The sequence below is a fragment of the Stutzerimonas stutzeri genome (assembly GCF_000219605.1).
Taxonomy (GTDB): domain Bacteria; phylum Pseudomonadota; class Gammaproteobacteria; order Pseudomonadales; family Pseudomonadaceae; genus Stutzerimonas; species Stutzerimonas stutzeri.
On the sequence record NC_015740.1, the window covers coordinates 2,860,324 to 2,884,047 of the forward strand.

Sequence of the window (23,724 nt, forward strand, 5' to 3'; positions counted from 1 at the left end):
GCGCTAGCGCGGTTCATCCCAGAACGGCCGGCTGGCCTCCCACTCGATGTCGGCACGACTGCGGCCGATGTCCTTGAGCATCTCGTCGCTCAGACTGGCCAGCTGCCGCCGCTGCCGTGCCAGCTCGTGCCAGCGCCGCAGCTTCAACCAGCCCTGCTTCAGCAACGCAGGTCCGGCAATCCGAGCGGCTTCGGGTAGATGAAGCCTGTGCGAAACGATCTTCTGCATATTCATCACAGCGCCCTCCTGTTTGGATTGGCGCCAGTCTCGCGCGGCGATTATGATCAATCCAACGAATGTTTCTGATGCCTGGCATCTTGAGGATTGATGAATGGCGAGCTACCCGAACATCGATACCGAACTGCTGCGCAGCTTCGTCGCCATTGCCGATCACAGCGGCTTTACGCGGGCCGCAGCCGCGGTCAACCGCACCCAGTCGGCGATCAGCATGCAGATGAAGCGCCTGGAAGAAGATGTGCTCGAACGACCGCTGTTCGAACGCAGCGGCCGCCAGGTCAGATTGACTGCCGAGGGGCAGATCCTGCTGGGCTATGCCCGACGCATTCTCAAGCTGCATGGCGAGGTCATGACCACGCTGCGTCAGCCGCACATGGTCGGCGCGGTCCGGATCGGCACGCCGGACGACTATGTGATGCGCTTTCTGCCGGGCATCCTGGCCCGCTTCGCCCAGGCCTACCCACTGGTCCAGGTGGAGGTGCACTGCGAGCCGTCGAGCCAGCTGCTGCAGCGCCGCGATCTGGACCTGAGCATCATCACTCGTGAGCCGGGTACGGAGATCGGCCAGCTGCTGCGTCAAGAGTACGTGGTGTGGGCGGCTGCTCCGGGCTTCAACCTGGACGACCAGCGCCCATTGCCGCTGGCCACTTTCAATACCGACTGCTTCTGCCGCGCCTGGGTGTGCAACGCGCTGGACGCCCGCGAGATCGATTACCGGATCGCCTATAGCAGCCCCAGCCTCGCGGCCATCATGGCCATCGTCGGCGCCGGGCTGGCGCTCACCGCCCAGCTGCAAAGCCTGATTCCGGCGGACCTGCGCATTCTGGGCGAGGCGGATGGGCTGCCGGCGCTACCGCAAACCAGCATCGTGCTGCTGCGCAACCCGCAGCAGCGTTCGCCGGTCAGCGAGACCCTCGCCGAGTACATCGTCGAGGGTTTCCGTCTGTAGCGGGCTCAGGGCCGCGTAGCGGCCAGCTCGTCGAACACTTCCGGTACCAGGGCGGCCTCGCCCTTGTCGGCCAGCCGTTGGCGGGCTCCTGCGGTCTGCGGGTCGTCGAGCATCCCCAGCAGCCGCTCTCCGCGCTCAGTCAGCACGAAGTTCTCGCCATTGCCGCCCTGCTCTTCCGGGCGCGCCACGATGAAGCCGCCTTCGAACAACAGGCTTTCGTAGTCGGCGGCCTCGGCACGTAGGCTGTCCAGATTCGGCATCGGTTTGCCCTCGCTTTCCAGCTGTGCGGCATGCTCTTCGGCGTAGCGACGTGGTTTGAAGGTGTCGTTGGCGCTGGCCTGGACTTCGTGCAGCAGGCGCTGGATCAGATCCCAGTTGTAGCTCATGGCCTTTCCTCCCGTGACAGGTATCCGCTCTCGAACGAGGCGTCTAAGCATTCCGACCCTTCCCGGCGGCAGGCGGTTCGCCGCTGAACTAAAGCGGCTGCGCTGCGATCCACCGTTCAGACCGTTTGAGGAGGATCGAGCCATGAAATTGCTGACGATGACCCTGACCGCAGCCTTGCTGGCCAGCCCGGCCGTGCACGCGGCCTGCACAACCGACGAGGTGAACGCCAAGGCGGACGAACTGGCCAAGCGCGTCAACCAGCTGACCGAGAGCAATCCGGAGCGCGCCAAGGAAATCAACGAGGAAATCCGTCAGATGGACGCCAAGCGCAGCGCCGATCAGCTCGGCGACGAGTGCGAGGCTTATGACAAACGTCTGCAGCAGATCGAGCAAGCGGAGCGCGAAGCCGACACCCCGCCGGCCGACACGCAACGCTAGGTGAATCAGCCGAGGGTCACTCGGCTGCGGGCTTCTTGCGCTTGAGCGGCGCCATGCCGTCCTGGCTGACCACGGGTGATGGCGCCTCCCGCTTGGCACCGTTCGGGCGCTTGCCGGCAGGCTTGGACTTCTTTTCCACTCCTTTCTTCTTGTCGACCTTTTTCTTCTTGCTGCCAGCGGCCTTGCCTGACGCCTTGAGGTTCTTCGGACCCTGATAAGTGCCTTTCAGCCCCTTGATCACCCGCTTCTCGAAGCGCTGTTTGAGGTAGCGCTCGATGCTGGACATCAGGTTCCAGTCGTTGTGGCAGATCAACGAGATCGCCAGCCCTTCGGCGCCGGCGCGCCCGGTACGGCCGATGCGGTGCACGTACTCGTCACCCGAACGCGGCATGTCGAAGTTGATCACCAGGTCCATGCCTTCGATATCGAGGCCACGGGCGGCCACATCGGTGGCCACCAGCACCTTCACGCCGCCCTGCTTGAGCCGCTCGATGGCCAGTTTGCGCTCCTTCTGGTCCTTCTCCCCGTGCAGCACGAAGACCTTGATGTCGCTGGCCACCAGGTGCCCGTACAGGCGGTCGGCCTGGGCGCGGGTATTGGTGAAGATGACCGCCTTCTGGTAGCTCTCGTTGGCCAGCAGCCAGTGCACCAGCCTTTCCTTATGTGCCACATCGTCGGCGGTGATGACCTGCTGCCGGGTCGCCTCGTTCAGTTCGCTGACCCGGTTGAGCTGCAGGTGCAACGGATCGCGCAGCACCTTGGCGACCATCTCGCGCAGCCCGGCGCCCCCGCTGGTGGCAGAGAACAGCAGGGTCTGCTGGCGCTTTTCGCACTCGCCCACCAGGCGCTGCATGTCTTCGGCAAAGCCCATGTCGAGCATGCGATCGGCCTCGTCGATCACCAGAATCTCGACATCCTTGAGGATCAGACTGCCGGCATTGAGATGCTCGATCAGCCGGCCCGGCGTGCCGATCAGTACGTCTGGCACCTTGCGCAGCATCGCGGCCTGGACCTTGAAGTCCTCGCCACCGGTGATCAGACCGGACTTGATGAAGGTGAACTGCGAGAAGCGTTCGACTTCCTTGAGGGTCTGCTGGGCCAGTTCGCGGGTCGGCAACAGGATCAGCGCGCGTACATCGACCCGCGGCTGGGCATCGCCGATCAGCCGGTTGAGCATTGGCAGCACGAACGCAGCCGTCTTGCCACTGCCGGTCTGGGCCGTCACACGCAGATCGCGCCCTTCCAGCGCCGGCGGAATCGCCGCCACCTGCACCGGGGTCGGCTCGACGAATTTGAGTTCGGCGACGGCCTTGAGCAGGCGTTCGTGCAGGGCGAATTGGTCAAACAAGGGAGCTACCTCGGAGGTCGAAAAAACGAATGGCATAGGTTAACCCGTCTGCCGGGCAAAGGCGCGTTCTGTAACCACCGGCATGTTTTCCCCCGCCAACAACGGCTAAGCTGACAGAAGCGAAACGGCTTAATGCCTCAGGAGGTTCGCATGAATTCGACGAAGCGGATCGCGCTGCTCACCGGCGCGCTTTCACTGGCACTCTCGGCGGTGACAGCGACGGCGCAGCCGAACGACCACCCCGGCAACAGCAAGAACAAGGCTGAACGCGGGCAGGCGCCAGCGCAGCAGTACCATCGTCACCATGGCCCGTCCGTGGACATCGGAGCGGTGCGCATCACCCTGCGCAACCACCGTGATCTGCTCGCGCCGGCCTCTTCCCTGCCGCCGGGCATTCAGAAGAACCTGGCGCGTGGCAAGCCATTGCCGCCGGGCATTGCCAAGAGCCTGGACAATCGCCTGCTCGGCCATCTGCCACGCTACGAAGGCTATGAATGGAAGCAGCTGGGGCGTGACGTGATCCTGGTGGCCATCGCCACAGGCATCGTTTACGAAATCCTGGAGAACGTACTGGATTGATGCCGGACGGCCGGGGTCGGGGCGGTTGCCTTGGCCCGCCGAGCTACTTCGGCTCGCAGGTCAGCTTGATGCGCAGCCGGATCACGTCGCGCTTGAATTTCGACGTCAGCGCCTTGCGCTCACCGGGTTGCAGCTCCGTGCGTCGGGTGCGCGGTGCTTCCGGGCCGTTCTGGAACACGGCCGTACACACGGCCGCCGTCTCCCCGTAGTTGTGCAGCAGCAGGCCGGCCAGATCGCGGTCGATGACCTGCGGCGTTACGGTGACTTCGGCGCCGTTGAGCTGCTGATCGATGTCCACGGGATAGGTGGCGGCGCTGGCCGCGACTGGCAACAGGGCAAAGAGCAGGTAACCGATTGTTTTCATTTGACGGGGCTCCTCGACAGAAGGGCCAGCGTAACAGACCTTGCTAAAGGAACCGAAGGAATGAAAGTGCCCCGTGTGACCCTCGATCAGTGGCGCACCCTGCAGGCGGTCATTGATCACGGCGGCTTCGCCCAGGCGGCCGAAGCGCTGCATCGGTCGCAGTCGTCGGTCAGCTACACCGTGGCGCGCATGCAGGAGCAGCTCGGCGTGCCGCTATTGCGCATAGACGGGCGCAAGGCAGTGCTGACCGAGGCAGGAGAAGTGCTGCTGCGCCGGTCGCGACAGCTGGTCACACAGGCCAGTCAGCTGGAAGAACTGGCGCACCACATGGAACAAGGCTGGGAAGCCGAGGTGCGCCTGGTGGTCGATGCCGCCTACCCCAGCGCCAAGCTGATCCGCGCCCTCAGCGACTTCATGCCCAAGAGCCGTGGCTGCCGGGTTCGGCTGCGCGAGGAGGTATTGTCCGGCGTGGAAGAAGTGCTCAAGGACGGCACGGCGGATCTGGCCATCAGCGGCCTGGACATCACTGGCTATCTGGGCAGCGAGCTCAGCACCGTGGAGTTCGTCGCCGTCGCCCATGCCGACCACGCCCTGCATCAACTGGGACGCAAGCTCAGCGTGCAGGACCTGCAGAGTCAGATGCAGATCGTGGTGCGCGACAGCGGCCTGCGGCAGCCGCGCGACGCCGGCTGGCTGGGCGCCGAGCAGCGCTGGACGGTGGGCAGCCTCGCCACCTCCGTGGCATTCGTCAGCAGTGGTCTGGGCTTCGCCTGGCTGCCGCGTCACCTGATCGGCCGCGAGCTGGCCGAAGGCGTGCTCAAGCCGCTGCCACTGGTCCAAGGCAGCATTCGCCGGCCGTTGTTCTATCTCTACACTAACCACGACAAACCGCTCGGCCCGGCCACCCGGATTCTCATCGAGCTGATCAAGACGTACGATGCCGGACAGGCCAACTCGCTGGCCGGCTGACAGCTTCCCCAACATCAGGAAAACATCATGTTGAAACGCATCGCCCTCGCCGCCTGTTCCGTACTGCTGGCCGGCAACCTGTTCGCTGCCGAAAATCCTCGCGTGCTGCTGACCACCAGCCTGGGTGAAATCGAACTGGAACTCGAGGCGGAAAAGGCACCGATCAGCGTCGAGAACTTCATCGCCTACGTCGATAGCGGTTTCTACGACGGCACCGTGTTTCACCGCGTCATCCCAGGCTTCATGATCCAGGGTGGCGGCTTCGGCGAAGGGCTGAACCAGAAGCCCACCAAGGCGCCGATCAAGAACGAGGCCGACAACGGCCTGCACAACGTGCGCGGCACCGTGGCCATGGCCCGTACGCAGAACGTCAACTCGGCAACCAGCCAGTTCTTCATCAACCACCGCGACAACGACTTCCTCGACCACGGCAGCCGCGATTTCGGCTACGCGGTGTTCGGCAAGGTGGTGCGCGGCATGGAGGTCGTCGACCAGATCGCCCAGGTCCCCACAGGCAACCGCGCCATGATGCAGAACGTGCCACTGACTCCGGTGAAGATCATCACCGCGAAGAAGCTCTGATCCCCGAAGGGCCGGTTCACCGGCCCTTTTCATTTCTGCCGGCACATACCCGGCTGCCGCCAGCGTGCGAAACCCTCAACCGACAGGAGATCGCGACATGACCGAACCACAAAGCCCACTGAACACCCCGGAAGGCGAAGCCCAGCTGCTGCAGGACCTGCTCAGCGCCGAACGCGCGGGCGCCAAGGTTGCCGGCGAATCGCTGCAACAGGCCACTGACCCGGAACAGCGGCAGCTGCTCGAGCAGATTCGCCAGGGCGAGATCGAGAGCTGCAAGCTGCTGCTCAACTGCCTTCAGCATCTGGGCGTGGAGCCCAACAAGGACACCGGCGCCTTCTACGGCAAGGCGATGGCGATCGAGTCGCTGGATGAACGTCTGCCGTTCATCGACAAGGGTCAGCAATGGGTGATCCGTAAGCTGCGCGAGTATCTGCCAGGCTGCCAGGATCCGCTGCTGCGCAGCGAATTGCAGCGCATGCTGGATATCCACGAGGAAAACAGCGCCGCGTCCCACGCCTGACGCAAGTGGCTAGCTGCCGGCCTGCCGGTACGGCAGCGCCTGCCGCGCCGCCTCGGCATAGGCCAGCACACCGACGCGCTCCTGCTGCAGAAAATCCGTCACCGCGGCTCGCAAACCGGGGTGCTGCAGGTAATGCCAGGAGCGCGTGATCACCGGTTCGAAGCCCCGGATCAGCTTGTGCTCGCCCTGCGCGCCGGCATCGAAGCGCTGCAGGCCGTCCGCAATGGCCTGGTCGATGCCCTGGTAAAAACAGGTCTCGAAGTGCAGACGGTCAAACTCCGCCAGGCAGCCCCAGTATCGGCCGTATAGTCCGCTGTCGTCACACAGGCTGAACGCCATGGCGACAGGCCTTACGCCCTGAACAGCCAATACGACGCGGATCGCCTCTGGCATGCGCTCGGCCAGCAGGCTGAAGAAAATACGCGTGAGGTACGGCGTCTGGCCGCGTACGTGGTAAGTATTGGCGTAACAGGCATACACGAAATCCCATTCCGCCTCGCTGAGCTCGTGCCCTTCTCGCCATTCGAACGAGATGCCTTGAGCCGTGACCTGCTCTCGCTCCTTGCGCATCTGCTTGCGTTTGCGCGACGTCAGCGCATCGAGGAAGTCCTGAAAATCACGATAGCCGCGGTTGTGCCAGTGAAACTGACAGCCGATGCGTTCCAGCCAGCCTTCCCGGCCTGCGACAAGACGGTCGGCGGCAGGCTCGGTGAAGTTGATGTGCAATCCAGACGTTTCGTTTCGATCCAGTCCCTCGGTGAGCGCATCGATCAAGAGGCCCGCTCCTTCCGCGTCGCCCAGCAGGCGACCACCGGCGACTGGCGTGAACGGCACTGCACAGAGCAACTTCGGGTAATAACCGATACCGGCGCGCTGGCATGCGTCAGCCCAGGCCCAGTCGAAAACATACTCACCGTACGAGTGGCTCTTGCGGTACAGCGGAAGTGCTGCGCGCAATTCGCCGTGCGGGTCGCGTAGGACCAAATGCGCTGGCTGCCAGCCGCTGCGCCCTCCCACACTGCCACTATCTTCCAGGGTGGATAAAAAGGCGTGACGGACAAAGGGTTGAGTGTCGGACAGCATGGCGTCCCATGCTATGGAAGCAAGCTCGGCGATTCTGGAAATGGTCTGAATGTGCATGCCGACCAGTCTGGCTCACCTGCGCTATGAAAAAAAGCGCATAAAAAACCCCGTCAAGCGACGGGGCAAAGGAGCATACACACGGGAATTTACCGGATGCACGTTTCAGACGGGTTACCTGCGAACCTGCTCTGTAAGTGCAAATGCACGCACTCGGCTTACTGCTGAGTCCAGTCGAGGAATGCCTTACGGCTTTCCGGGCTTAGCATCAGCCACAATTGCTGCAGTGTGTTGAGCGTCGCGTCGCTGTGAGGCAAGGTCTGGGACGGTGCTGCTCGAGATGGGACAGGTACGCCAACATTCGAGTGGGTCTGCGCGCTATCGAGCGGCTCGACAGTGGTCTGCGCAACCGCGCTGGAGTTACCGCCCAGAAGCTGGTTCACAGCGGAAGTCGGTTCTGCTCCGACTGTCGTCTCGATGCGTTCGCCGGTGAGCTGGTTCTTCGACCAGCCGGCGAAAGTGTCCTTCATCGCGCGAGCTTCTTGCAAGTTGGCCGGCTCGTTGTATTCCAGCTTCCAGACGTCACCAGCACGACCATCCAGGCTGTACACCGCTCCGCGCGTGCGGACGATTTCGTGACTCAGGCCTCCGCCGATATCAAAGCCGTTCTTGTAGTAGGCATTGATACGATATTTACCGGGCTGCAGATGCAGCGTTTTGTTCTTTGTGCCGAACCGCGAGTTAGCCAAAGGCAGCTCTTGGCCATTGATGCTCATCACTTCAAGAGTATCGGGTACTTCAACCACCACTACTTGCGCCTTTGGCAGCTCGGAGCCGGGGTACAACTTCACGTGGGACTGTTGTGCACAACCCGATAACAGGCCGACAACGGCAACCCAGAAAATACAACGCATGGAGACTCCTTGAACAGAATAAGCGGGCTAAGCTGGTTATCCACCAGAGCTGGCAACCCTGCGACACTGCAGGTAGAGAGCCACAGTAGAAGTGAAATATCTCACTTTGATTACAAAAAAACCGGGGCACCCTAAACTGAGCGTCCCGGCTTAATATTTCCGATCTTATAGAAGATTAGAAGTCGTAACGCAGACCGACAGAAAGTCCGGACGCTTTTTCGCCGAGGGCTTCGTTCACGCCATCGTTGATAGACTGACCAGTCGGATTGGCGGAGCGAGCCTGGCTCCATGGAGTCAGCGCGACATTGTCGTCATTATCAAGGACGGCGTAGTTGGCATAGACACGAACAGCCTTGTCCAACTTGTGCTCTACGCCGACTACCCACATATCGGCGTCATAGTTGGATGCATCGGCGTCTCGAGTCATCCACATGGCCTTGAGAGCTGTATTGGAGGCAACCTTAAATTCGCCACCCAGACCATAGGTCTTCGAAGAGAGCTGGTCACGCAGGGCTGCGGAGGTACCTTCGAAGCCATCGTAGTCGACGGTCTGATAGAAGCCGACGAGTTTGAATTCGTCGGTCAACTTGTAGGCAGCGGCAGCACGAATGCCATCACGCTCGCCACGGGAGGTGTCTTCCTCCACGGTTTCATACGCCAGGGATGCCTCGAGCGGACCACCAACGTAGTTCAGCGCAACGCTGATGCCGTCGGAATCTTCGTTTTCTTCGACCCACTGCCCTTCATGTACGGAATAGGCGAGCACTGCGTTGAAGCCGCCAAAACTCGGTGTGGTGTACTGAACTGTGTTGTCATATCGCTCGTCGAATCGGGCATTGCCAACACGAGTCAGGTTGCGCATGTCACCGACCTGATCACCGAAGAGGTTGGCCGGACCGCGCGCCACTTTGAAAGGACTATCGAAACGTCCCAGCTGTACGGAGCCAAAATCACCTGCCAAACCTACGAATGTATCGCGAGTGGCGAAGTTGGTACTGTCAGAATCTCCGCTACCGGTAGTGAAGTTGATCTGCTGCTCCACCTGGAAGAATGCTTTCAGGTCAGGATTGATCTGATGATCACCCTTGAAACCCAGGCGCGAAGAGTTACTTGAAATATTGGTCTCGGAGTAGTCGGCACCATCGTCCAGGAAGTCGGTGGAAACATGCACACGACCGTAGATATTGACGTCTGCCGCAGCCAGAACAGGCATTACGGCCGCAGCACTCACAACAACCGCAATCAACTTCTTCTTCATCAGAAAGCTCCAGAGCTCCATTGGGATTTAATCAACGCCGTTTACAAGTGACGTAAGCTTGGTTGGTTTGATCGAAGCGGAGTATGGGAGCCCCGCATTACAGAGCGCTTGCTGTTTTATTAATATTTTAAGTCAACGGAACTTCCTGCAACCCGAGTGCTAGACACGCCGCAGGCACATAAGACAAGCCGAAAAATCGAACCAGGCGCGCCCTATCAGAACTATCGCCGACAGGAATGACGAACTTCCGTCAGATGCGAATTCGAGAAAGTCAGGAGGTAGCAGTGCTGAAACCGGCGCCTGACACAACTAGGGGCCAGCAGAATTAGCTGTCATGGCTAACACATTACGTTCGCTCGGCCGACGTGCACCGGCGACCAGCTTGTCGACCGCCTTCGCCGCCGCCACCATGCCGAAACTAGCAGTGACCATGGTGACCGCACCGAACCCTCCAGCGCAGTCGAGCTTGACGCCTTCGCCAACGAAACTCTTGCTCTGGCAGACGCCGCCGTCCGGCTTCGGGTAGCGCAACTGCTCCGTGGAGAACACACAGGGCACGCTGTAGGTGCGCCCCGGCGTGCGCGAGAAGTTGTATTCGCGACGCAGCAGCGAGCGCACCTTGGCCGCCAGCGGATCGTTGAAGGTCTTGTTCAGATCGGCGACCTGAATCTGCGTCGGGTCCACCTGCCCGCCCGCCCCGCCGGTCGCGATGATCTGGATCTTGCGGCGCTTGCACCAGGCGATCAGCGCCGCCTTGGCCGGCACGCTGTCGATGCAGTCGATGACGCAGTCCAAGCCTTCTGTGATGTACTCGGCCATGGTTTCGCGGGTGACGAAGTCGGGCACGGCATGAACCCGACATGCCGGGTTGATGGCACGGATGCGCGCGGCCATTTCGTCCACCTTCGGCTTGCCCACCGCACCCTCCAGCGCATGGATCTGCCGGTTGGTGTTGGTGATACACACATCGTCCAGGTCGAACAGGCTGATCTCGCCGACGCCGCTGCGTGCCAGCGCCTCGGCCGCCCACGAGCCGACACCGCCGATGCCGACCACCGCCACATGAGCCGCCGCCAGCCGCTCCAGACCGAGCCGGCCATACAGACGGGCAATGCCGCCGAAACGCTGTTCATCGATAGACATGCCGACTCCCCGGAGAAAAACCTGGCGATTATAAGACCTCGCCGCGTGCCGACCACTGCATCCGGCCGTCACCGCAGCCCCGGCTTTGCTTTAATATGGCGCCTTTTCCCCGCCGTACCGGAGCCGTGATGACCGCCCCCGCCCTCTCCCCGACCCTCGAACTGGCCTGCGAGCTGATCAACCGCCCCTCCGTGACGCCGCTGGACGAAGGCTGCCAGCAGCTGATGAGCCAGCGCCTGGCGGCTTGCGGCTTCGCCATCGAGCCGATGCACATCGAGGACGTGGAGAACTTCTGGGCCATTCGCGGCAACGAAGGCCCGGTGCTGTGCTTCGCCGGCCATACAGACGTGGTTCCCACCGGCCCGCTGCAGGCCTGGCAGAACCCGCCGTTCAGTGCGCGCATCGACGAACAGGGCATGCTCCACGGTCGCGGCGCGGCAGACATGAAAGGCAGCCTGGCCGCCATGGTCGTGGCAGTGGAACGCTTCACCGCCGACCATCCGGACCACAAGGGACAGATCGCCTTCCTGATCACCAGCGATGAGGAAGGCCCGGCGCACCATGGTACCAAGGCGGTGGTCGAACGCCTGCGCGAGCGCGGCCAGCGCCTGGACTGGTGCATCGTCGGCGAACCCTCGAGCACCAGCCTGGTGGGCGACGTGGTGAAGAACGGTCGCCGCGGCTCGCTGGGCGGTACGCTCACCGTTCGCGGTCAGCAGGGCCATGTGGCCTACCCCCATCTGGCGAAGAACCCGATCCACCTGGCCGCGCCGGCACTGGCCGAGCTGGCTGCCGAACACTGGGACGATGGCAATGAGTTTTTCCCGCCGACCAGCTTCCAGATCTCCAACCTGAACGCCGGCACCGGCGCCACCAACGTCATCCCCGGCACGCTGGAAGCGGTGTTCAACTTCCGTTTCTCCACCGAGTCGACAGTCGAAGGCTTGCAGCAACGCACCGCGGCGATCCTCGACAAGCACGGTCTGGACTGGAACGTGGACTGGGCACTGTCCGGCCTGCCATTCCTGACCGAACCGGGCGCGCTGCTCGACGGCGTGGCCAAGGCCATCCGCAGCGTCACCGGCCGCGAAACCACGCCGTCCACCAGCGGCGGCACCTCGGACGGACGCTTCATCGCCACCCTGGGTACCCAGGTGGTCGAGCTCGGCCCGGTCAATGCCACCATCCACCAGGTCGACGAACACATCCTGGCCAGCGATCTCGATGTGCTGACCGACATCTACTACCAGACCCTGGTGAACCTGCTGGCATGCTGATCTGCCCGATTTGCCAGGCGCCGCTGAGCGCGGTGGACAACGACGTAGCCTGCCCGGCCAACCACCGTTTCGACCGCGCGCGTCAGGGCTACCTGAACCTGCTCCCCGTGCAGCACAAGAACAGCCGCGATCCGGGCGACAACCAGGCCATGGTCGAAGCACGGCGACGCTTTCTCGACGGCGGCCACTACGCGCCCTTGGCCCGACGCCTCGCCGAGCTGGCCGCCGAGCGCGCGCCGCAACGCTGGCTGGACATCGGCTGTGGCGAAGGCTACTACACCGCCCAACTGGCCGCCGCGCTGCCGGATGCAGAAGGCTATGCACTGGACATTTCCCGCGAGGCGATCAAGCGCGCCTGCAAACGCGCCCCGCAACTCGAGTGGCTGGTGGCGAGCATGGCCCGCGTGCCGCTGGCCGATGCCAGCTGCGACCTGCTGGCCAGCGTGTTCAGCCCGCTGGACTGGCAGGAAGCACGACGCCTGCTCTCGCCCGGCGGCGGGCTGCTGCGCATGGGCCCGACCCGCGAGCACCTGTGGGAGCTGCGCGCGCGGCTCTACGACGAGGTACGCGACTACGATGACGAGAAACACCTGTCGCTGATTCCGGACGGCATGCGCCTGACCCACAGCGAAACCCTCAGCTATCAACTGCAGCTGGACGACGCCCAGCCCCGCGCCGACCTCCTGGCGATGACCCCGCATGGCTGGCGCGCCAGCGCCGAGCGCCGCGCCGCCGTTATCGACACGCCGCTGACGGTGCGGGTTGCGATACGCTACGACTGGATCGAACGAATTTCCTAAGGCAAACGCCTCGATAGCATGCGAGGCAGGCCAAGGCACAACACAGAAGGCAGTCGCCCATGCGTCAACCCGATATCGAGATCTACCTCAGGGATGCCAGCCAGGAAGCCGTCGGCGAGTGGCTGGCAGAGGCCATCGGCCCCTGCTCCGCCTGGCAGCAGAAAGGCCAGACCTTCAAGTGCAACGCCGCCGGGATTCCAGTGACCTGGCTGCCCAAGGCGGTCGGCAAATGGCACTGCCTGCTCCTGGAAAGCGACGCCACGCCCTGGGCCGATGACCTGGCCTGTGCGCGCGCGGCACATCAGGCCCTGGGTGTGGAAATCCGCTGCGCACCGGGTGGCTGGCAGGAAGAGGAAGCCGAGGAAGAGGCCGACCGCTGGATTCGCGTCAGTGCCGACGGCGAGGAAGAAATCGTCTGGCGCACGGGTTGATCGCACCCGGGTTGTGAAACACCCACCAGGAACCAGCAGATTGGCCCTTGGTGGTCTGCAGCGGAGCGTCGCCAAAAAACAAAGCCCGTCATCAGGACGGGCTTCGTTCTTCTGCGACCGGAGTCAGAGGCCGGCGACGTCCTCGGCCTGCAGGCCTTTCTGGCCCTGGATCACCGAGAATTCCACCTGCTGCCCCTCGGCCAGCGAGCGATGGCCTTCGCCACGAATGGCGCGGTAATGCACGAACACGTCGGCGCCATTACCCCGCTGAATGAATCCATAGCCTTTTGCATCGTTGAACCACTTGACGGTCCCGGTTTCGCGCTCAGCCATTACCACTTCTCCAACTCGCTTTTTGTTATTCCTCGGAAGAGGGTTTGCACAGCCTGGCCCTCGTGCATTCGTCAGCTTGCAAATGCGACTCGAAAGCAGCCGTCGCCGGAGTATAAGCCAAGGATTTCTGCTGTCAGCCCCTTTTCCGTCTCGCATTGTCCGTCTGCACGACGGCCGTGGCCGCCGTGCCGGCCAGCGTCAGGCACTACGGCGGCGACGCCACAGCCACAGCGCGAGCACGCCCAGCGTCAGTACCAGCGGGACCAGCGCGATATTGGCGAACTTCAGCGTACGTCCCAGCGCCTCGATATCGGCGTTGAGCTGGTAGCGCACCTCGCGCAGCTCTTTGCGGATGCGCACCTTCTCTTGCAGGAACTGGCGCAACGCCTGCTCCTGCTCGCCCGTGAGCTCCAGTGCCTGTTCGGGGTCCGGGCTCTGCAGGTCGGCCAGCTTCTGCTCGGTATCGGCCAGGCGCTGCTGCAGCACCTCCTCCTTCTCGCGGAAACGATCCTCGGCCTGGCGCTGCAAGGTTTCCACTACCGTGAACGGACGGGTGAAGCGACCGCGCGAACGCACGCTGATCAGCGCATCGGTGCCGGAGAGATTATCCAGCGCGTTGATCACGAAGGCGCCGTTGTCCGCCCAGGGCTGCGGAACGCGCTGACCGAAGAAGTCCTGCACCTGCACCCACATGCGGTCGGCCAGCATGTCGGTATCAGCCACCGCGATGACGTTGATGTTCTGGCTCTCCTGGATGCCCTTCTCGCGCCCTTCGATACCATTGGGGAATGCCGTCTTGGCCGGGCCCTGAATACGCGCTGCCAGGGTATAGCGCTCGCCGGTGGGCTCGAAGCCGAGTAGCAGGGTCTCCGGGTTATCCAGTGTGGCGAAGCGTTCGGCATCCACCGGCATGGCGTATTCGGAGCTGCGCATCAGCGGGGTGAAGCGCGTGGTCGCCCCTTCCAGCGGTTCGAGAATGCCGGCACTGCCAAGCGTGATGTTCTCCAGCGCAGCGATGCTCACGTCATCCTGGTCCAGCGCGGCGCGCGGCAGGCTCAGCCAGCCGGCATGCCGAACCGGCCGGCGCTCGGCGCCCATGCCCACCGACATGCCGTAAGCGGCATCGGCCAGCGCCTTCTTCGGCAGCATGCGCACGCCCCAGGCCTTGAACAGCGGTTCCAGATCGGAGACACGCTCCTCGCCGAACTCGCCCGGGCCGATGCCCATGCCCGGATCGATCTCGCTATGCGGATCGAGGAACACCAGGAGCTTGCCACCGCGCAGCACGAACTGGTCGATGGCGAACAGCGTCTGCTCGGGCAGATCCTTCGGATGGATCAGCAGCAGCACCGATACATTGGTGGGGATCAGATCGACATCGCGCTGCAGGCTCTCGATATGGAACAGCTGGCGGACTTCCTCCAGCACCATCCACGGCGGCGTCGCCTGCTGCGTGCGCATGTCGAAGCCCCCGGTCAGCTGCAGGCCGGAAAGCACACCCACCACCGGCAGCTCGGCAGTCGCCAGGCTCTGAACCAGGCGGCTGACCTCGTACTCGAGAAACTCCTCCTGATCCAGCGGGAAGAACGGGATGATCTGCGTATTGCCCTCGGCATTGGTGCCGGCCAGCCCGAAGTAGACCTTGTCACCGCCCTGGTTGAGCGGTACCGCCTGCAGGCCGAACTCGGCGGCGCGGTCTTCTTCCTCGGAGAACGGCTGCGGATCGATCACGTGCAGCTTGAGCTTGCCGCCAGAGGCGCGCTGATAGGCACGCAGCATCTCCTCGACCCGACGCGCATAGTTGCGCAACGCGACCAGGTCCTTGGCGGTCTCGTCCGAATAGAAGAAATGCAGCTCGATGGGTGACTGCAGCCCCTCGAGGATGCGCTCGGTACCTTCGGAAATGGTGTAGAGCTTCTGCTCGGTCAGGTCCAGCCGGGCATTGGTCAGCAGCGTGCCGGTCAGCCCGTTGAACAGCAGGAATGCCAGCGCGATCAGCAGCAGCCCGGCACCGGAATAGATGACTCGTTTCATGTCTGTTCCCTCAGGCGGCTTTCTTCAGATCGACGACCACGGCGGTGGCCGCCAGCCAGGCGACGATCAACGTGACGAAATACAGCAGGTCACGCAGGTCGATCACGCCCTTGCTGATGGAGTCGAAACGGATCAGGAAGCTCAGCGAAGCCACCGCATCGATCAGCCACTGCGGCGCCCAAGCCAGCGCATCGAGCACCATCGGCAGGCCGCTGACGATAAACAGGAAGCACACCGCCACCGAGAGGATGAAGGCGATCACCTGGTTCTTCGCCAGCGCCGACATGCAGGAGCCGATGGCCAGAAAGGCACCGGCCAGCAACCAGCTGCCAAGATAGCCAGCGACGATCACGCCATTGTCCGGCTCACCCAGGTAATTGACGGTGATGACCATCGGGAACGTCAGCAGCAGCGCGATCCCGGCAAAAACCCAGGCGGCGAGGAACTTACCGGCGACCGCCTCGAAGCGGGTGATCGGCAGCGTCATCAGCAGCTCGATGGAACCGGACTTGCGCTCCTCAGCCCACAGGCGCATGGCGATAGCGGGTACCAGGAACAGGTAGAGCCAGGTATGAAAGCTGAAGAAGGGCGTCAGGTCCGCCTGGCCGCGCTCGTAGAAACCGCCCAGGTAGAAGGTAAATACCCCGGACAGCACCAGGAAGATCACGATGAACACATAGGCGAGCGGCGTGGCGAAATAGCTGCCCAGCTCGCGCTTGAAGATGACCGGCAACTGGCTCATAGCGCTTCCCCTCGCGTCAGGTTACGGAACACCTCATCCAGCCGGCCGCGCTCCACGTCCAGCTCGGTGACGGCCCAGCCCTGCTGGGCGATCAGCGCGTTGACCTGCGGGAAGATCACGTGCCCGGGCTGCGCCAGTACGGTCAGGCTGTGCTCGCGCTCGTTGCGCTCGACACCGGCGACACCCGGCAAGGCCGCCAGGGCGACTTCGTCCAGCGGCGCATCACTGACCAGCGTGACCGCCTGGTGATGCTTCGAGCGGCTTTCCAGCTCCAGCGGCGTGCCATCGGCCACCAGCCGGCCATTGGCGATCACCACCGCGCGGGTGCAGACCGCACTCACCTCTTCGAGAATATGGGTGGAAATGATGACGATCTTGTCCTGCGCCAGCCCCTGGATCAGCTGGCGCACCTGATGCTTCTGGTTCGGATCGAGCCCATCGGTGGGCTCGTCGAGGATCAGCACGTCAGGGTCGTGCAGGATCGCCTGGGCCAGACCGACACGCCGCTTGAAGCCCTTGGACAGCGTCTCGATGCTCTGCCCCAGCACCTTCTGCAATTCCACCTGGGCGACAGCTGCATCGACCCGCTGACGCTTGTCCGCACCGCGAAAACCGCGCACTTCGGCGATGAACTCGAGAAAGCCACGCACCGTCATGTCGCCATAGCAAGGTGCGCCTTCGGGCAGATAGCCGATCAGCCGCTGGGCCTGGAGGGTCTGGGTGCGGATGTCGTGACCGAGGATGCGGGCAGTGCCGGATGTCGGCGCGAGAAAGCCGGTCAGCATCTTCATCGTGGTGGACTTGCCGGCCCCATTGGGGCCGAGGAACCCCAGCACCTCTCCGCGCTGGACCTGGAACGACAGGTCGTCGACCGCGGTGTGCTGGGCAAAACGCTTGGTCAGGTTGCTTATTTCAATCATGGGCTCTCACCAGTGCGCACAAGGCCTGGCGTGCCGCCGCGCGACCCGAGCCAGGCCCTGCAAAAATGCCGGCGGAACTATAAGAACAGCTACTGGACGAATGCAACCACGCGGCTTGGCGGCAACGTTTGCCGGACGTTGCCGCCAAGCCTCCAAGCGATGCAATGGACCCCGCACAGCGCTTGGAGTACGTTCTCGAATCCATGGAAAGCGGCGATCGATCTGCCTGATCACGCCGCCTCTCAAGGTGGTTACCGACACATGTCCCTACGCTTCGGAGAAATTCCTGCCTCGCTGGCGCCAATGGAGCTGTTGCTGCTCGCCGATCCTTCGCCGAGCAAGGTGCGCTCGTATCTGGCGGACTCGACGTGCTTCGCCGCATCGCTCGACGGAACGGTCGTCGGCATCGGTGTCGTGCGGCCGATCGGCGAAGGCGCGCATGAGCTGATGAATATCGCGGTACGACCCACCCGGCAGAAAGCGGGCTACGGCACGGCACTGCTGGAATGGATCATCGAGCACTACCGCAGGCTGGGCACCGGCCGGCTCGAAGTGGGCACGGGGTCGTTCGGCTATCAACTGGCGTTCTATCAACGCCAGGGCTTTCGCGTAACGCGAATAGAACGAGACTTCTTCGTCGAGCACTACCCCGAGCCGATCATCGAGGACGGGATCCGCCACATGGACATGCTGCGCCTCACGCTCAGCTATTCAGGTGATTCCGGTTAGCCGCGGCCAAGTCGCCGCCGCCCTTGCTGCAAACGGAGCTGCGAGCAACAGCCTCCTCCTTTGATCCGAGCACTGCAATGCCGAGCCCGATCGAGTTCGAAACCGAACGCCTGTTCATGCGGCAATGGCGCCCGAGCGACCGGGCGCCCTTTGCCGAACTGAACGCAGACCCGCGGGTCATGGAGTATTTCCCTGCCCCGCTCGAGCGCGACGAGAGCGATGCGCTGGCCGATCGCTGCCAGGCGCTGATCGAGCAGCGAGGATGGGGCTTCTGGGCCGTGGAGCTGAAGGCATCCGCCGAGTTCATCGGCTTCCTCGGCCTGCATATACCGATCGCCGAGCTGCCCTTTTCGCCCTGCGTGGAGATCGGCTGGCGCCTGGCCGTCCAGCACTGGCACAGAGGTTTGGCAACGGAGGCCGCGCGCGGTGCGCTCGAGGTGGGCTTCGACAGGCTGGATTTGGCGGAAATCGTGTCTTTCACCACGCTCGGCAATCAGCGTTCGCGCGCGGTCATGCAACGAATCGGCATGCGCGAGGCGAGCCGCTTCGAGCATCCGAGCATACCCATCGGTCATCCACTTCGCGCACACTGCCTGTACCGTCTTTCGCAGGTGGACTATCGGGCGCAGCGGATTGCAGGCGACTGAGCCCCTTCCGAACACGCTCCCACCTACAACCTGGTCTTGGTCATGCCCGTCCTGTTGCTCTCCCTGTTGCTGCTCGCTGCTTCCGGCTTCGCCCATGCGGAGGACGGGGCAATTGCCCGTCTGTTCGAACGCGCGGGGGTCGAGGGGACACTGGTCATCGAGTCCGTCGCCACGGGCCAGCGCTTCGTCCACAACGATGAACGCGCCGGCACGGCTTTTCCCGCTGCGTCCACGTTCAAGGTGCTGAACACTCTGATCGCTCTGGAGGAAGGCGCCATCGCCGGGGCGGACGAGATCATCTCCTGGGACGGCACCCGTTACGAGATCGAGGACTGGAACCGCGACCAGACCTTGAAGAGCGCATTCAGGGTCAGCTGCGTCTGGTGCTACCAGAGGCTGGCCCGGCGGGTGGGCGCGGCGGCCTATCTGCGCCACATCCGCCAGGCGCATTACGGGCAGCTGCACGAACCTGTCAACGTCACCGAGTTCTGGCTCGATGGCTCGCTGCGCGTCAGCGCCGAACAACAGGTGGGTCTGCTGCGCCAGGTGGTCGCGCGCAGCCTGCCGTACCGGGCGAAGAGCTACGACACCCTCAGGACCATCATGCGCGTCGACAGCACGCCGGCTTATAGCCTGTATGCCAAGACCGGTTGGGCGGCTCGCGACAATCCTGGCATCGGCTGGTACATCGGCTATGTTGAAGCCGGCGCCGACACCTGGCTGTTCGCGCTGAATCTGGACACCCGCGATGCGACCGATCTGCCCCTGCGCCAGCGGATCGCGCTGGATGCGCTGCGGGCGAAGGGCATACTCCCGGCCCAGTGATTCTTCCAATGGTCCGCCGCAGCAACCCGGCGACGCCGCGTTCCACACCACACCAAACGGAGCCGCCATGCGCAGCGACGAGATCAAAGCGGTATTCGATCAACAGGCCGCCAGCTACGACGAGCGCTGGGCCAGAACCGCGCCCATTCGCAACGCCCTGCATTTTCTTCTGGAGGCGGTGTTCGCGCCGCTGCCGGCCGACGCGCGGGTACTGTGCATCGGCGCCGGCACCGGCGAGGAAATTCTGCACCTGGCCCAGTGCCGACCCGGCTGGACCTTCACCGCAGTGGAGCCATCGGGCGCGATGCTGCACGTCCTTCGCGACAAGGCAACCCGAGCCGGAATCGAACAGCGCTGCCAGTTCCATGAGGGCTACCTGGAGACACTGCCTGAGCAGGCCCCCTTCGACGCGGCAACCTCCCTGCTGGTATCCCAGTTCATTCTCGAGCGCGACGTACGCATCGGCTTCTTTCGTGACATAGCCGCCCGACTCGGCCCAGGAGCGCTATTGGCCAGCTCTGACCTGGCAGCGGACCTCACCACGCCAGCGTATGCGGCGCTGCTGGAAACCTGGCTGAACATGATGACCCTCGCCGGCATTCCCGCGGCAGGCCTGGAGCAGATGCGTGCCGCCTATGACCGTGACGTGGCGATATTGCCCCCGGAGCAGGTCGCGTCCATCATCGAGGCCGGCGGCTTTGCCTGCCCCGTGCCCTTCTACCAGGCCGGGCTGATCCATGCGTGGTACGCGCGGCGAGCCGATGCGCCCTAGCGCCCGGCCGGTCGTGCAGGCGCTGCTGATTGCCTCTCTCGCCGGCGCTTTCATCTGGGCATTGTCGCCCTGGGCCAGTGGTCAGGCCGAACCCTGGGACGGCGACGGCCTGTACTACAGTGGTGCACTGTTTACAGCAGGTGCGCTGGCCGGCTTCATCGTGCCGCGACCACGCTGGGCACTGTACCTGGGGGTCATCGTCGGCCAGATGCTGTACCTGCTCCTGTTCCTGCCCCTCAGCCCGCTGCTCGCCGTGGGCTTCGCGTTTCTGCTGCTCTGGTCGCTGCTGTTTCTCGCCGGGGCCTATGCCGGCGCGCGTCTTCGTAGCCGTTGACGCGCTTCGAAACGGCTGCCTAGCGAGCCATCGCAGGTAACGAGCCGGGCAGTTGCCGGTCCGATCGGGCCCCAACCGAGCAGCGCAGGTTTTGCCCGCCCACCTCGCTTGGGGCACACTTGCCGCCTTCGAGGGCTCCGCCCCTTCCACAGTCGAATCCGCCGTATGACCCGCTCCCCCGTTCGCCGTCTGATCTTCTCCCTGGTGCGCCGTGTGCTGTACACCTGGGTGCGCTCGGAGACCATCAACCAGTCCGCCTTCACCCTCAAGCTGGATCGCAGCAAGCCGGTGTTCTATGTGCTGCAGCAACCCTCGCTGAGCGATCTCGCCGTGCTCGATGCCGAGTGCAGCAAGGCCGGGCTGCCACGCCCGGTGGCCGATGTGGCGGTGGGCGAACTGGTGGAGCCGGCCGCCTTCTTCTTCCTCAATCCGGCACCCAGCTGGTTCGGCCGGCGTACCCGCCTGGTCGCGCCACCGGCGCTGGTGCGGCTGGTCGGCGCGCTGGAGCACAACGCGGTAGAGAACGCGCAGATCGTTCCGGTCAGCGTGTTCTGGGGGCAGTCGCCGAATCGCGAGACCAGCGCCTGGAAGCTGCTGTTCGCCGACAGCTGGGCGGTCACCGGGCGCCTGCGCAAGCTGCTCAGCATCCTGGTGCTGGGGCGCAAGACGCGCGTGCAGTTCTCCGCGCCGATCCAGCTCAACGAACTCATCGCCCAGAACAAGGGGCACGAGCGCACACTGCGCATGGTCCATCGCATGCTGCGGGTGCACTTCCGCAACCAGAAAACCGCGGTGATCGGGCCGGACCTGTCGCACCGGCGCAATCTGGTGAAGGGCCTGGTGCACGCACCGCAGGTCCGCCAGGCGATTCGCGAGGAAGCCGAACGCGAGAAGATCACCATCGAGAAGGCCGAGGCCAAGGCGCTGCGCTATGGCAACGAGATCGCCTCGGACTACGCCTACACGGCGGTGCGCTTTCTCGAGGTTGTGCTGTCCTGGTTCTGGAACAAGATCTACGACGGCATCCGCGTCAACCATATCGAGCCCTTGCAGGACGCCGTCCGCGGCTACGAAGTGATCTACGTGCCCTGCCACCGTAGCCACATCGATTACCTGCTGCTCTCCTACCTGCTGTTTCGCAACGGCCTGACCCCGCCGCACATCGCCGCCGGCATCAACCTCAACATGCCGGTGATCGGCAGCCTGCTGCGCCGCGGCGGTGCCTTCTTCATGCGCCGCTCGTTCAAGGGCAACCCGCTGTACACCTCGGTGTTCAACGAATACCTGCACAACCTGTTCACCCGCGGCTTCCCCGTCGAGTACTTCGTGGAAGGCGGGCGTTCGCGTACCGGCCGCATGCTGCAACCCAAGACCGGCATGCTGGCGCTGACCCTGCGCAGCTACCTGCGCTCGTCGCGCCTGCCGATCCTCTTCGTGCCGGTCTACATCGGCTACGAGCGGGTGCTGGAGGGCCGCACCTACCTCGGCGAATTGCGCGGCGCGGCGAAGAAGAAGGAGTCGATCTTCGACATTTTCAAGGTCATCGGCGCCCTAAAGCAGCGCTTTGGGCAGGTCTGGGTAAACTTCGGCGAGCCGCTCAAGCTCAACGAATTCCTTGAGCAGGAGCAACCCGGCTGGCGCCAGCAGGCCTATGCGCCGGACTATCGCCCGCAGTGGCTGAACGACGCCACCAACCACCTGGCCGAGCGCATCGCCCAGCGCCTCAACGAGGCGGCGGCGGTCAACCCGGTCAATCTGGTGGCGCTGGCGATGCTCTCCACCAGCCGTCAGGCGCTGGACCAGCAGTCCCTGGCACGCATCCTCGATCTGTATCAGGCGCTGTTGCGCGCGGTGCCCTACTCGCCACACACGACGCTGCCGGAGGGCGACGGCAACGCGCTGATCGCCTACGTGAAGAGCCTCGACCTGCTCGCCGAGCAGAAGGACGCGCTGGGCAACATCCTCTATCTGGACGAGCAGAATGCCGTCCTGATGACCTACTACCGCAACAACGTGATGCATATCTTCGCCCTGCCCGCACTGCTGGCGAGCTTCTTCCAGAGCAGCTCTCGCATCAGCCGCGAGCAGATCCAGCGTTTCACCGAGGCGCTGTACCCCTATCTGCGTGCCGAGCTGTTCATGCGCTGGGAGGTCGAGGAGCTGGAAGCGGTGGTCGATCAGTGGCTGGCGGCCTTCGTCGAGCGGGGCCTGCTCAAGGTGGACGGCAACCACTACGTGCGCCCGGCGCCGAGTTCGCGGCAGTTCGTGCTGCTCACCCTGCTGGCGCGGGTGGTAGTGCAGACCCTGCAACGTTTCTACATGGCCACCTCGCTGCTGCTCAACAGCGGCCAGCACAGCCTGAGCGCCGAGGAACTGGAGAACCTCTGCACGGTCATGGCCCAACGCCTGTCGATTCTCCACGGGCTCAACGCGCCGGAGTTCTTCGACAAGGCGCTGTTCCGCCATTTCATCCAGAGCATGCAGGAACAAGGCGTGGTCAGCCCCGACGAAAACGGCCGACTCGGCTATCACGAAAAGCTCGCGGAACTGGCCGAGGGCGCGGCCAAGCGCGTGCTACCGGCGGAGATTCGCCTGTCGATCCGTCAGGTCGCGCTGGAGCGTCATCACGACGAAAGCGATTCACCGCCGCCTGCAACCGACGCCTGACGCTGCCAGGTCATCACCCGCTCCGGGTGGCCGGTGTGCGCGTCCAGCTGCTCGCCTGCGATCTGGAAACCGTGGCGATGGTAGAAGGCGATACTGGCGCCGTTGGCGGCATAAACGGTCAGGCTCAGCCGCTCGCGCAGGCCTTTGGCGTGCTCGAGCAGCGCCGAGCCGATGCCATGGCCCTGCTCCGTTGGCGCCACGAAGATAGCGGCCAGGACGTCATCGAGCAGCGACACGAAGCCGACCACCGTGCCATCCCGCTCGTAGACCCAGGTCTGCGCAGCGGGCAGATAGAGGTTGCGCATGTCATCCAGCCGCGCCTCCCAGAAGCCGCGCTCGACGAAATCATGGGCACGGCAGGATGCCTCGAGCCAGATGCCCAGCAGCGTTTCCAGGTCATCGGGGCGGTTGGGGCGGATCATGTACGGCTCTCCAGAACGGCGAA

General features: G+C 63.6%; 28 protein-coding genes. 15 read left to right on the plus strand and 13 right to left on the minus strand.

Annotated features, from left to right (window positions below; all coding sequences use genetic code 11):
* Window positions 1-3: 3 nt before the first annotated feature.
* Window positions 4-234 carry a DUF1127 domain-containing protein gene (locus PSTAB_RS13210; RefSeq protein ID WP_013983293.1) on the minus strand — a complete coding sequence of 77 codons (231 nt, stop codon included), beginning with the start codon at window positions 232-234 and terminating at the stop codon, window positions 4-6.
* A 97-nt stretch (window positions 235-331) separates the two neighbouring features.
* On the opposite strand from PSTAB_RS13210, the gene PSTAB_RS13215 reads away from it, so the two are divergent.
* Window positions 332-1,186 carry a LysR substrate-binding domain-containing protein gene (locus PSTAB_RS13215; RefSeq protein WP_013983294.1) on the plus strand — a complete coding sequence of 285 codons (855 nt, stop codon included), beginning with the start codon at window positions 332-334 and terminating at the stop codon, window positions 1,184-1,186.
* 5 nt (window positions 1,187-1,191) lie between these two features.
* Here PSTAB_RS13215 and PSTAB_RS13220 read toward each other — a convergent pair whose 3' ends face one another.
* Complete coding sequence (locus tag PSTAB_RS13220; protein WP_011913787.1) at window positions 1,192-1,572, minus strand: hypothetical protein; 381 nt, start codon at window positions 1,570-1,572, stop codon at window positions 1,192-1,194.
* Window positions 1,573-1,714: 142 nt separating this feature from the next.
* Between PSTAB_RS13220 and PSTAB_RS13225 the strand changes: the two genes are divergently transcribed.
* A complete protein-coding gene (locus tag PSTAB_RS13225) occupies window positions 1,715-2,011 on the plus strand; it encodes a hypothetical protein (protein ID WP_013983295.1) in 297 nt (98 codons plus the stop codon).
* A 16-nt stretch (window positions 2,012-2,027) separates the two neighbouring features.
* On the opposite strand, the gene PSTAB_RS13230 is transcribed toward PSTAB_RS13225, so the two are convergent.
* Window positions 2,028-3,359, minus strand: coding sequence for a DEAD/DEAH box helicase (locus PSTAB_RS13230; RefSeq protein ID WP_013983296.1), 1,332 nt, complete (start codon window positions 3,357-3,359; stop codon window positions 2,028-2,030).
* Window positions 3,360-3,509: 150 nt separating this feature from the next.
* Here PSTAB_RS13230 and PSTAB_RS13235 point away from each other — a divergent pair, with 150 nt between their 5' ends.
* Window positions 3,510-3,938, plus strand: a complete 429-nt coding sequence (locus PSTAB_RS13235) for an anti-virulence regulator CigR family protein (protein ID WP_013983298.1) — start codon at window positions 3,510-3,512, stop codon at window positions 3,936-3,938.
* Between the two features lie 43 nt (window positions 3,939-3,981).
* Here PSTAB_RS13235 and PSTAB_RS13240 read toward each other — a convergent pair whose 3' ends face one another.
* Window positions 3,982-4,302 (minus strand): hypothetical protein, encoded by a 321-nt coding sequence (locus PSTAB_RS13240; protein WP_013983299.1) that lies wholly within the window; start codon window positions 4,300-4,302, stop codon window positions 3,982-3,984.
* 60 nt (window positions 4,303-4,362) lie between these two features.
* On the opposite strand from PSTAB_RS13240, the gene PSTAB_RS13245 reads away from it, so the two are divergent.
* The 3 genes from PSTAB_RS13245 to PSTAB_RS13255 all read left to right on the plus strand — a co-directional run bounded on the left by PSTAB_RS13245 (window position 4,363) and on the right by PSTAB_RS13255 (window position 6,373).
* Window positions 4,363-5,271 (plus strand): LysR family transcriptional regulator, encoded by a 909-nt coding sequence (locus tag PSTAB_RS13245; RefSeq protein WP_013983300.1) that lies wholly within the window; start codon window positions 4,363-4,365, stop codon window positions 5,269-5,271.
* 27 nt (window positions 5,272-5,298) lie between these two features.
* The gene (locus PSTAB_RS13250; RefSeq protein WP_013983301.1) at window positions 5,299-5,853 is read left to right on the plus strand and encodes a peptidylprolyl isomerase A; all 555 of its coding nucleotides are present in this window, start codon (window positions 5,299-5,301) and stop codon (window positions 5,851-5,853) included.
* A gap of 97 nt (window positions 5,854-5,950) precedes the next feature.
* The gene (locus PSTAB_RS13255; protein ID WP_013983302.1) at window positions 5,951-6,373 is read left to right on the plus strand and encodes a DUF6306 domain-containing protein; all 423 of its coding nucleotides are present in this window, start codon (window positions 5,951-5,953) and stop codon (window positions 6,371-6,373) included.
* A 9-nt stretch (window positions 6,374-6,382) separates the two neighbouring features.
* Here the strand turns inward: PSTAB_RS13255 and PSTAB_RS13260 are convergent, their stop codons facing one another.
* The 4 genes from PSTAB_RS13260 to tcdA all read right to left on the minus strand — a co-directional run bounded on the left by PSTAB_RS13260 (window position 6,383) and on the right by tcdA (window position 10,768).
* A complete protein-coding gene (locus PSTAB_RS13260) occupies window positions 6,383-7,513 on the minus strand; it encodes a GNAT family N-acetyltransferase (protein WP_013983303.1) in 1,131 nt (376 codons plus the stop codon).
* Window positions 7,514-7,671: 158 nt separating this feature from the next.
* Window positions 7,672-8,367, minus strand: a complete 696-nt coding sequence (locus tag PSTAB_RS13265; protein WP_013983304.1) for a DUF2057 family protein — start codon at window positions 8,365-8,367, stop codon at window positions 7,672-7,674.
* Window positions 8,368-8,542: 175 nt separating this feature from the next.
* The gene (locus PSTAB_RS13270) at window positions 8,543-9,625 is read right to left on the minus strand and encodes a porin (RefSeq protein WP_019405778.1); all 1,083 of its coding nucleotides are present in this window, start codon (window positions 9,623-9,625) and stop codon (window positions 8,543-8,545) included.
* A 309-nt stretch (window positions 9,626-9,934) separates the two neighbouring features.
* Entirely contained in the window at window positions 9,935-10,768 is an 834-nt protein-coding gene (gene tcdA, locus PSTAB_RS13275; RefSeq protein WP_013983306.1) for a tRNA cyclic N6-threonylcarbamoyladenosine(37) synthase TcdA, read from the minus strand.
* Between the two features lie 128 nt (window positions 10,769-10,896).
* On the opposite strand from tcdA, the gene dapE reads away from it, so the two are divergent.
* The 3 genes from dapE to PSTAB_RS13290 are packed head-to-tail and all read left to right on the plus strand — an operon-like array spanning window position 10,897 to window position 13,276.
* Complete coding sequence (gene dapE / locus PSTAB_RS13280) at window positions 10,897-12,045, plus strand: succinyl-diaminopimelate desuccinylase (protein WP_013983307.1); 1,149 nt, start codon at window positions 10,897-10,899, stop codon at window positions 12,043-12,045.
* Complete coding sequence (locus tag PSTAB_RS13285; protein ID WP_013983308.1) at window positions 12,039-12,845, plus strand: putative RNA methyltransferase; 807 nt, start codon at window positions 12,039-12,041, stop codon at window positions 12,843-12,845. Before dapE ends, PSTAB_RS13285 begins: the two co-directional genes overlap by 7 nt.
* 59 nt (window positions 12,846-12,904) lie before the next feature.
* Window positions 12,905-13,276: a hypothetical protein gene (locus PSTAB_RS13290; RefSeq protein ID WP_013983309.1), complete on the plus strand. Its 372-nt coding sequence runs from the start codon at window positions 12,905-12,907 to the stop codon at window positions 13,274-13,276.
* A gap of 123 nt (window positions 13,277-13,399) precedes the next feature.
* Here PSTAB_RS13290 and PSTAB_RS13295 read toward each other — a convergent pair whose 3' ends face one another.
* From PSTAB_RS13295 to PSTAB_RS13310, 4 genes are all read right to left on the minus strand, one after another.
* A complete protein-coding gene (locus PSTAB_RS13295) occupies window positions 13,400-13,609 on the minus strand; it encodes a cold-shock protein (protein ID WP_003293422.1) in 210 nt (69 codons plus the stop codon).
* A gap of 198 nt (window positions 13,610-13,807) precedes the next feature.
* Window positions 13,808-15,643, minus strand: a complete 1,836-nt coding sequence (locus PSTAB_RS13300) for a Gldg family protein (RefSeq protein ID WP_013983310.1) — start codon at window positions 15,641-15,643, stop codon at window positions 13,808-13,810.
* 10 nt (window positions 15,644-15,653) lie between these two features.
* Complete coding sequence (locus PSTAB_RS13305) at window positions 15,654-16,385, minus strand: ABC transporter permease subunit (RefSeq protein WP_013983311.1); 732 nt, start codon at window positions 16,383-16,385, stop codon at window positions 15,654-15,656.
* A complete protein-coding gene (locus PSTAB_RS13310) occupies window positions 16,382-17,305 on the minus strand; it encodes an ABC transporter ATP-binding protein (protein WP_013983312.1) in 924 nt (307 codons plus the stop codon). The genes PSTAB_RS13305 and PSTAB_RS13310 overlap by 4 nt, the downstream gene beginning before the upstream one ends.
* Window positions 17,306-17,335: 30 nt before the next feature.
* Between PSTAB_RS13310 and PSTAB_RS22145 the strand changes: the two genes are divergently transcribed.
* The 6 genes from PSTAB_RS22145 (at window position 17,336) to plsB (ending at window position 23,279) form a co-directional block, all read left to right on the plus strand.
* The gene (locus tag PSTAB_RS22145) at window positions 17,336-18,034 is read left to right on the plus strand and encodes a GNAT family N-acetyltransferase (RefSeq protein WP_418080425.1); all 699 of its coding nucleotides are present in this window, start codon (window positions 17,336-17,338) and stop codon (window positions 18,032-18,034) included.
* Between the two features lie 77 nt (window positions 18,035-18,111).
* Window positions 18,112-18,681 (plus strand): GNAT family N-acetyltransferase, encoded by a 570-nt coding sequence (locus PSTAB_RS13320; protein ID WP_013983314.1) that lies wholly within the window; start codon window positions 18,112-18,114, stop codon window positions 18,679-18,681.
* Window positions 18,682-18,717: 36 nt separating this feature from the next.
* Entirely contained in the window at window positions 18,718-19,506 is a 789-nt protein-coding gene (gene blaOXA, locus PSTAB_RS13325; RefSeq protein ID WP_068982036.1) for a class D beta-lactamase, read from the plus strand.
* 67 nt (window positions 19,507-19,573) lie between these two features.
* Entirely contained in the window at window positions 19,574-20,278 is a 705-nt protein-coding gene (locus tag PSTAB_RS13330) for a class I SAM-dependent methyltransferase (protein ID WP_013983316.1), read from the plus strand.
* A complete protein-coding gene (locus PSTAB_RS13335) occupies window positions 20,244-20,612 on the plus strand; it encodes a hypothetical protein (protein ID WP_041771785.1) in 369 nt (122 codons plus the stop codon). Before PSTAB_RS13330 ends, PSTAB_RS13335 begins: the two co-directional genes overlap by 35 nt.
* A gap of 165 nt (window positions 20,613-20,777) precedes the next feature.
* Window positions 20,778-23,279, plus strand: a complete 2,502-nt coding sequence (gene plsB, locus PSTAB_RS13340; protein WP_013983318.1) for a glycerol-3-phosphate 1-O-acyltransferase PlsB — start codon at window positions 20,778-20,780, stop codon at window positions 23,277-23,279.
* On the opposite strand, the gene PSTAB_RS13345 is transcribed toward plsB, so the two are convergent.
* Complete coding sequence (locus PSTAB_RS13345) at window positions 23,237-23,701, minus strand: N-acetyltransferase (RefSeq protein ID WP_013983319.1); 465 nt, start codon at window positions 23,699-23,701, stop codon at window positions 23,237-23,239. The two genes, plsB and PSTAB_RS13345, sit on opposite strands and share 43 nt — an antisense overlap.
* Window positions 23,702-23,724: the final 23 nt, after the last annotated feature.

What these genes read in the sequence shown, in the direction of transcription:
- PSTAB_RS13245 (WP_013983300.1), top strand. Translation starts at nt 4,363, where the DNA reads ATGAAAGTGCCCCGTGTGACCCTCGATCAGTGGCGCACCCTGCAGGCG.
- PSTAB_RS13265 (WP_013983304.1), bottom strand. Translation starts at nt 8,367, where the DNA reads ATGCGTTGTATTTTCTGGGTTGCCGTTGTCGGCCTGTTATCGGGTTGT.
- PSTAB_RS13260 (WP_013983303.1), bottom strand. Translation starts at nt 7,513, where the DNA reads ATGCACATTCAGACCATTTCCAGAATCGCCGAGCTTGCTTCCATAGCA.
- PSTAB_RS13250 (WP_013983301.1), top strand. Translation starts at nt 5,299, where the DNA reads ATGTTGAAACGCATCGCCCTCGCCGCCTGTTCCGTACTGCTGGCCGGC.
- PSTAB_RS13305 (WP_013983311.1), bottom strand. Translation starts at nt 16,385, where the DNA reads ATGAGCCAGTTGCCGGTCATCTTCAAGCGCGAGCTGGGCAGCTATTTC.
- PSTAB_RS13330 (WP_013983316.1), top strand. Translation starts at nt 19,574, where the DNA reads ATGCGCAGCGACGAGATCAAAGCGGTATTCGATCAACAGGCCGCCAGC.
- PSTAB_RS13335 (WP_041771785.1), top strand. Translation starts at nt 20,244, where the DNA reads ATGCGTGGTACGCGCGGCGAGCCGATGCGCCCTAGCGCCCGGCCGGTC.
- PSTAB_RS13295 (WP_003293422.1), bottom strand. Translation starts at nt 13,609, where the DNA reads ATGGCTGAGCGCGAAACCGGGACCGTCAAGTGGTTCAACGATGCAAAA.
- PSTAB_RS13270 (WP_019405778.1), bottom strand. Translation starts at nt 9,625, where the DNA reads ATGAAGAAGAAGTTGATTGCGGTTGTTGTGAGTGCTGCGGCCGTAATG.
- PSTAB_RS13210 (WP_013983293.1), bottom strand. Translation starts at nt 234, where the DNA reads ATGAATATGCAGAAGATCGTTTCGCACAGGCTTCATCTACCCGAAGCC.
- PSTAB_RS13345 (WP_013983319.1), bottom strand. Translation starts at nt 23,701, where the DNA reads ATGATCCGCCCCAACCGCCCCGATGACCTGGAAACGCTGCTGGGCATC.
- PSTAB_RS13290 (WP_013983309.1), top strand. Translation starts at nt 12,905, where the DNA reads ATGCGTCAACCCGATATCGAGATCTACCTCAGGGATGCCAGCCAGGAA.
- PSTAB_RS13240 (WP_013983299.1), bottom strand. Translation starts at nt 4,302, where the DNA reads ATGAAAACAATCGGTTACCTGCTCTTTGCCCTGTTGCCAGTCGCGGCC.
- PSTAB_RS13255 (WP_013983302.1), top strand. Translation starts at nt 5,951, where the DNA reads ATGACCGAACCACAAAGCCCACTGAACACCCCGGAAGGCGAAGCCCAG.
- PSTAB_RS13215 (WP_013983294.1), top strand. Translation starts at nt 332, where the DNA reads ATGGCGAGCTACCCGAACATCGATACCGAACTGCTGCGCAGCTTCGTC.
- PSTAB_RS13310 (WP_013983312.1), bottom strand. Translation starts at nt 17,305, where the DNA reads ATGATTGAAATAAGCAACCTGACCAAGCGTTTTGCCCAGCACACCGCG.
- tcdA (WP_013983306.1), bottom strand. Translation starts at nt 10,768, where the DNA reads ATGTCTATCGATGAACAGCGTTTCGGCGGCATTGCCCGTCTGTATGGC.
- PSTAB_RS13235 (WP_013983298.1), top strand. Translation starts at nt 3,510, where the DNA reads ATGAATTCGACGAAGCGGATCGCGCTGCTCACCGGCGCGCTTTCACTG.
- PSTAB_RS13320 (WP_013983314.1), top strand. Translation starts at nt 18,112, where the DNA reads ATGCCGAGCCCGATCGAGTTCGAAACCGAACGCCTGTTCATGCGGCAA.
- PSTAB_RS13225 (WP_013983295.1), top strand. Translation starts at nt 1,715, where the DNA reads ATGAAATTGCTGACGATGACCCTGACCGCAGCCTTGCTGGCCAGCCCG.
- PSTAB_RS13220 (WP_011913787.1), bottom strand. Translation starts at nt 1,572, where the DNA reads ATGAGCTACAACTGGGATCTGATCCAGCGCCTGCTGCACGAAGTCCAG.
- PSTAB_RS13285 (WP_013983308.1), top strand. Translation starts at nt 12,039, where the DNA reads ATGCTGATCTGCCCGATTTGCCAGGCGCCGCTGAGCGCGGTGGACAAC.
- plsB (WP_013983318.1), top strand. Translation starts at nt 20,778, where the DNA reads ATGACCCGCTCCCCCGTTCGCCGTCTGATCTTCTCCCTGGTGCGCCGT.
- dapE (WP_013983307.1), top strand. Translation starts at nt 10,897, where the DNA reads ATGACCGCCCCCGCCCTCTCCCCGACCCTCGAACTGGCCTGCGAGCTG.
- PSTAB_RS13300 (WP_013983310.1), bottom strand. Translation starts at nt 15,643, where the DNA reads ATGAAACGAGTCATCTATTCCGGTGCCGGGCTGCTGCTGATCGCGCTG.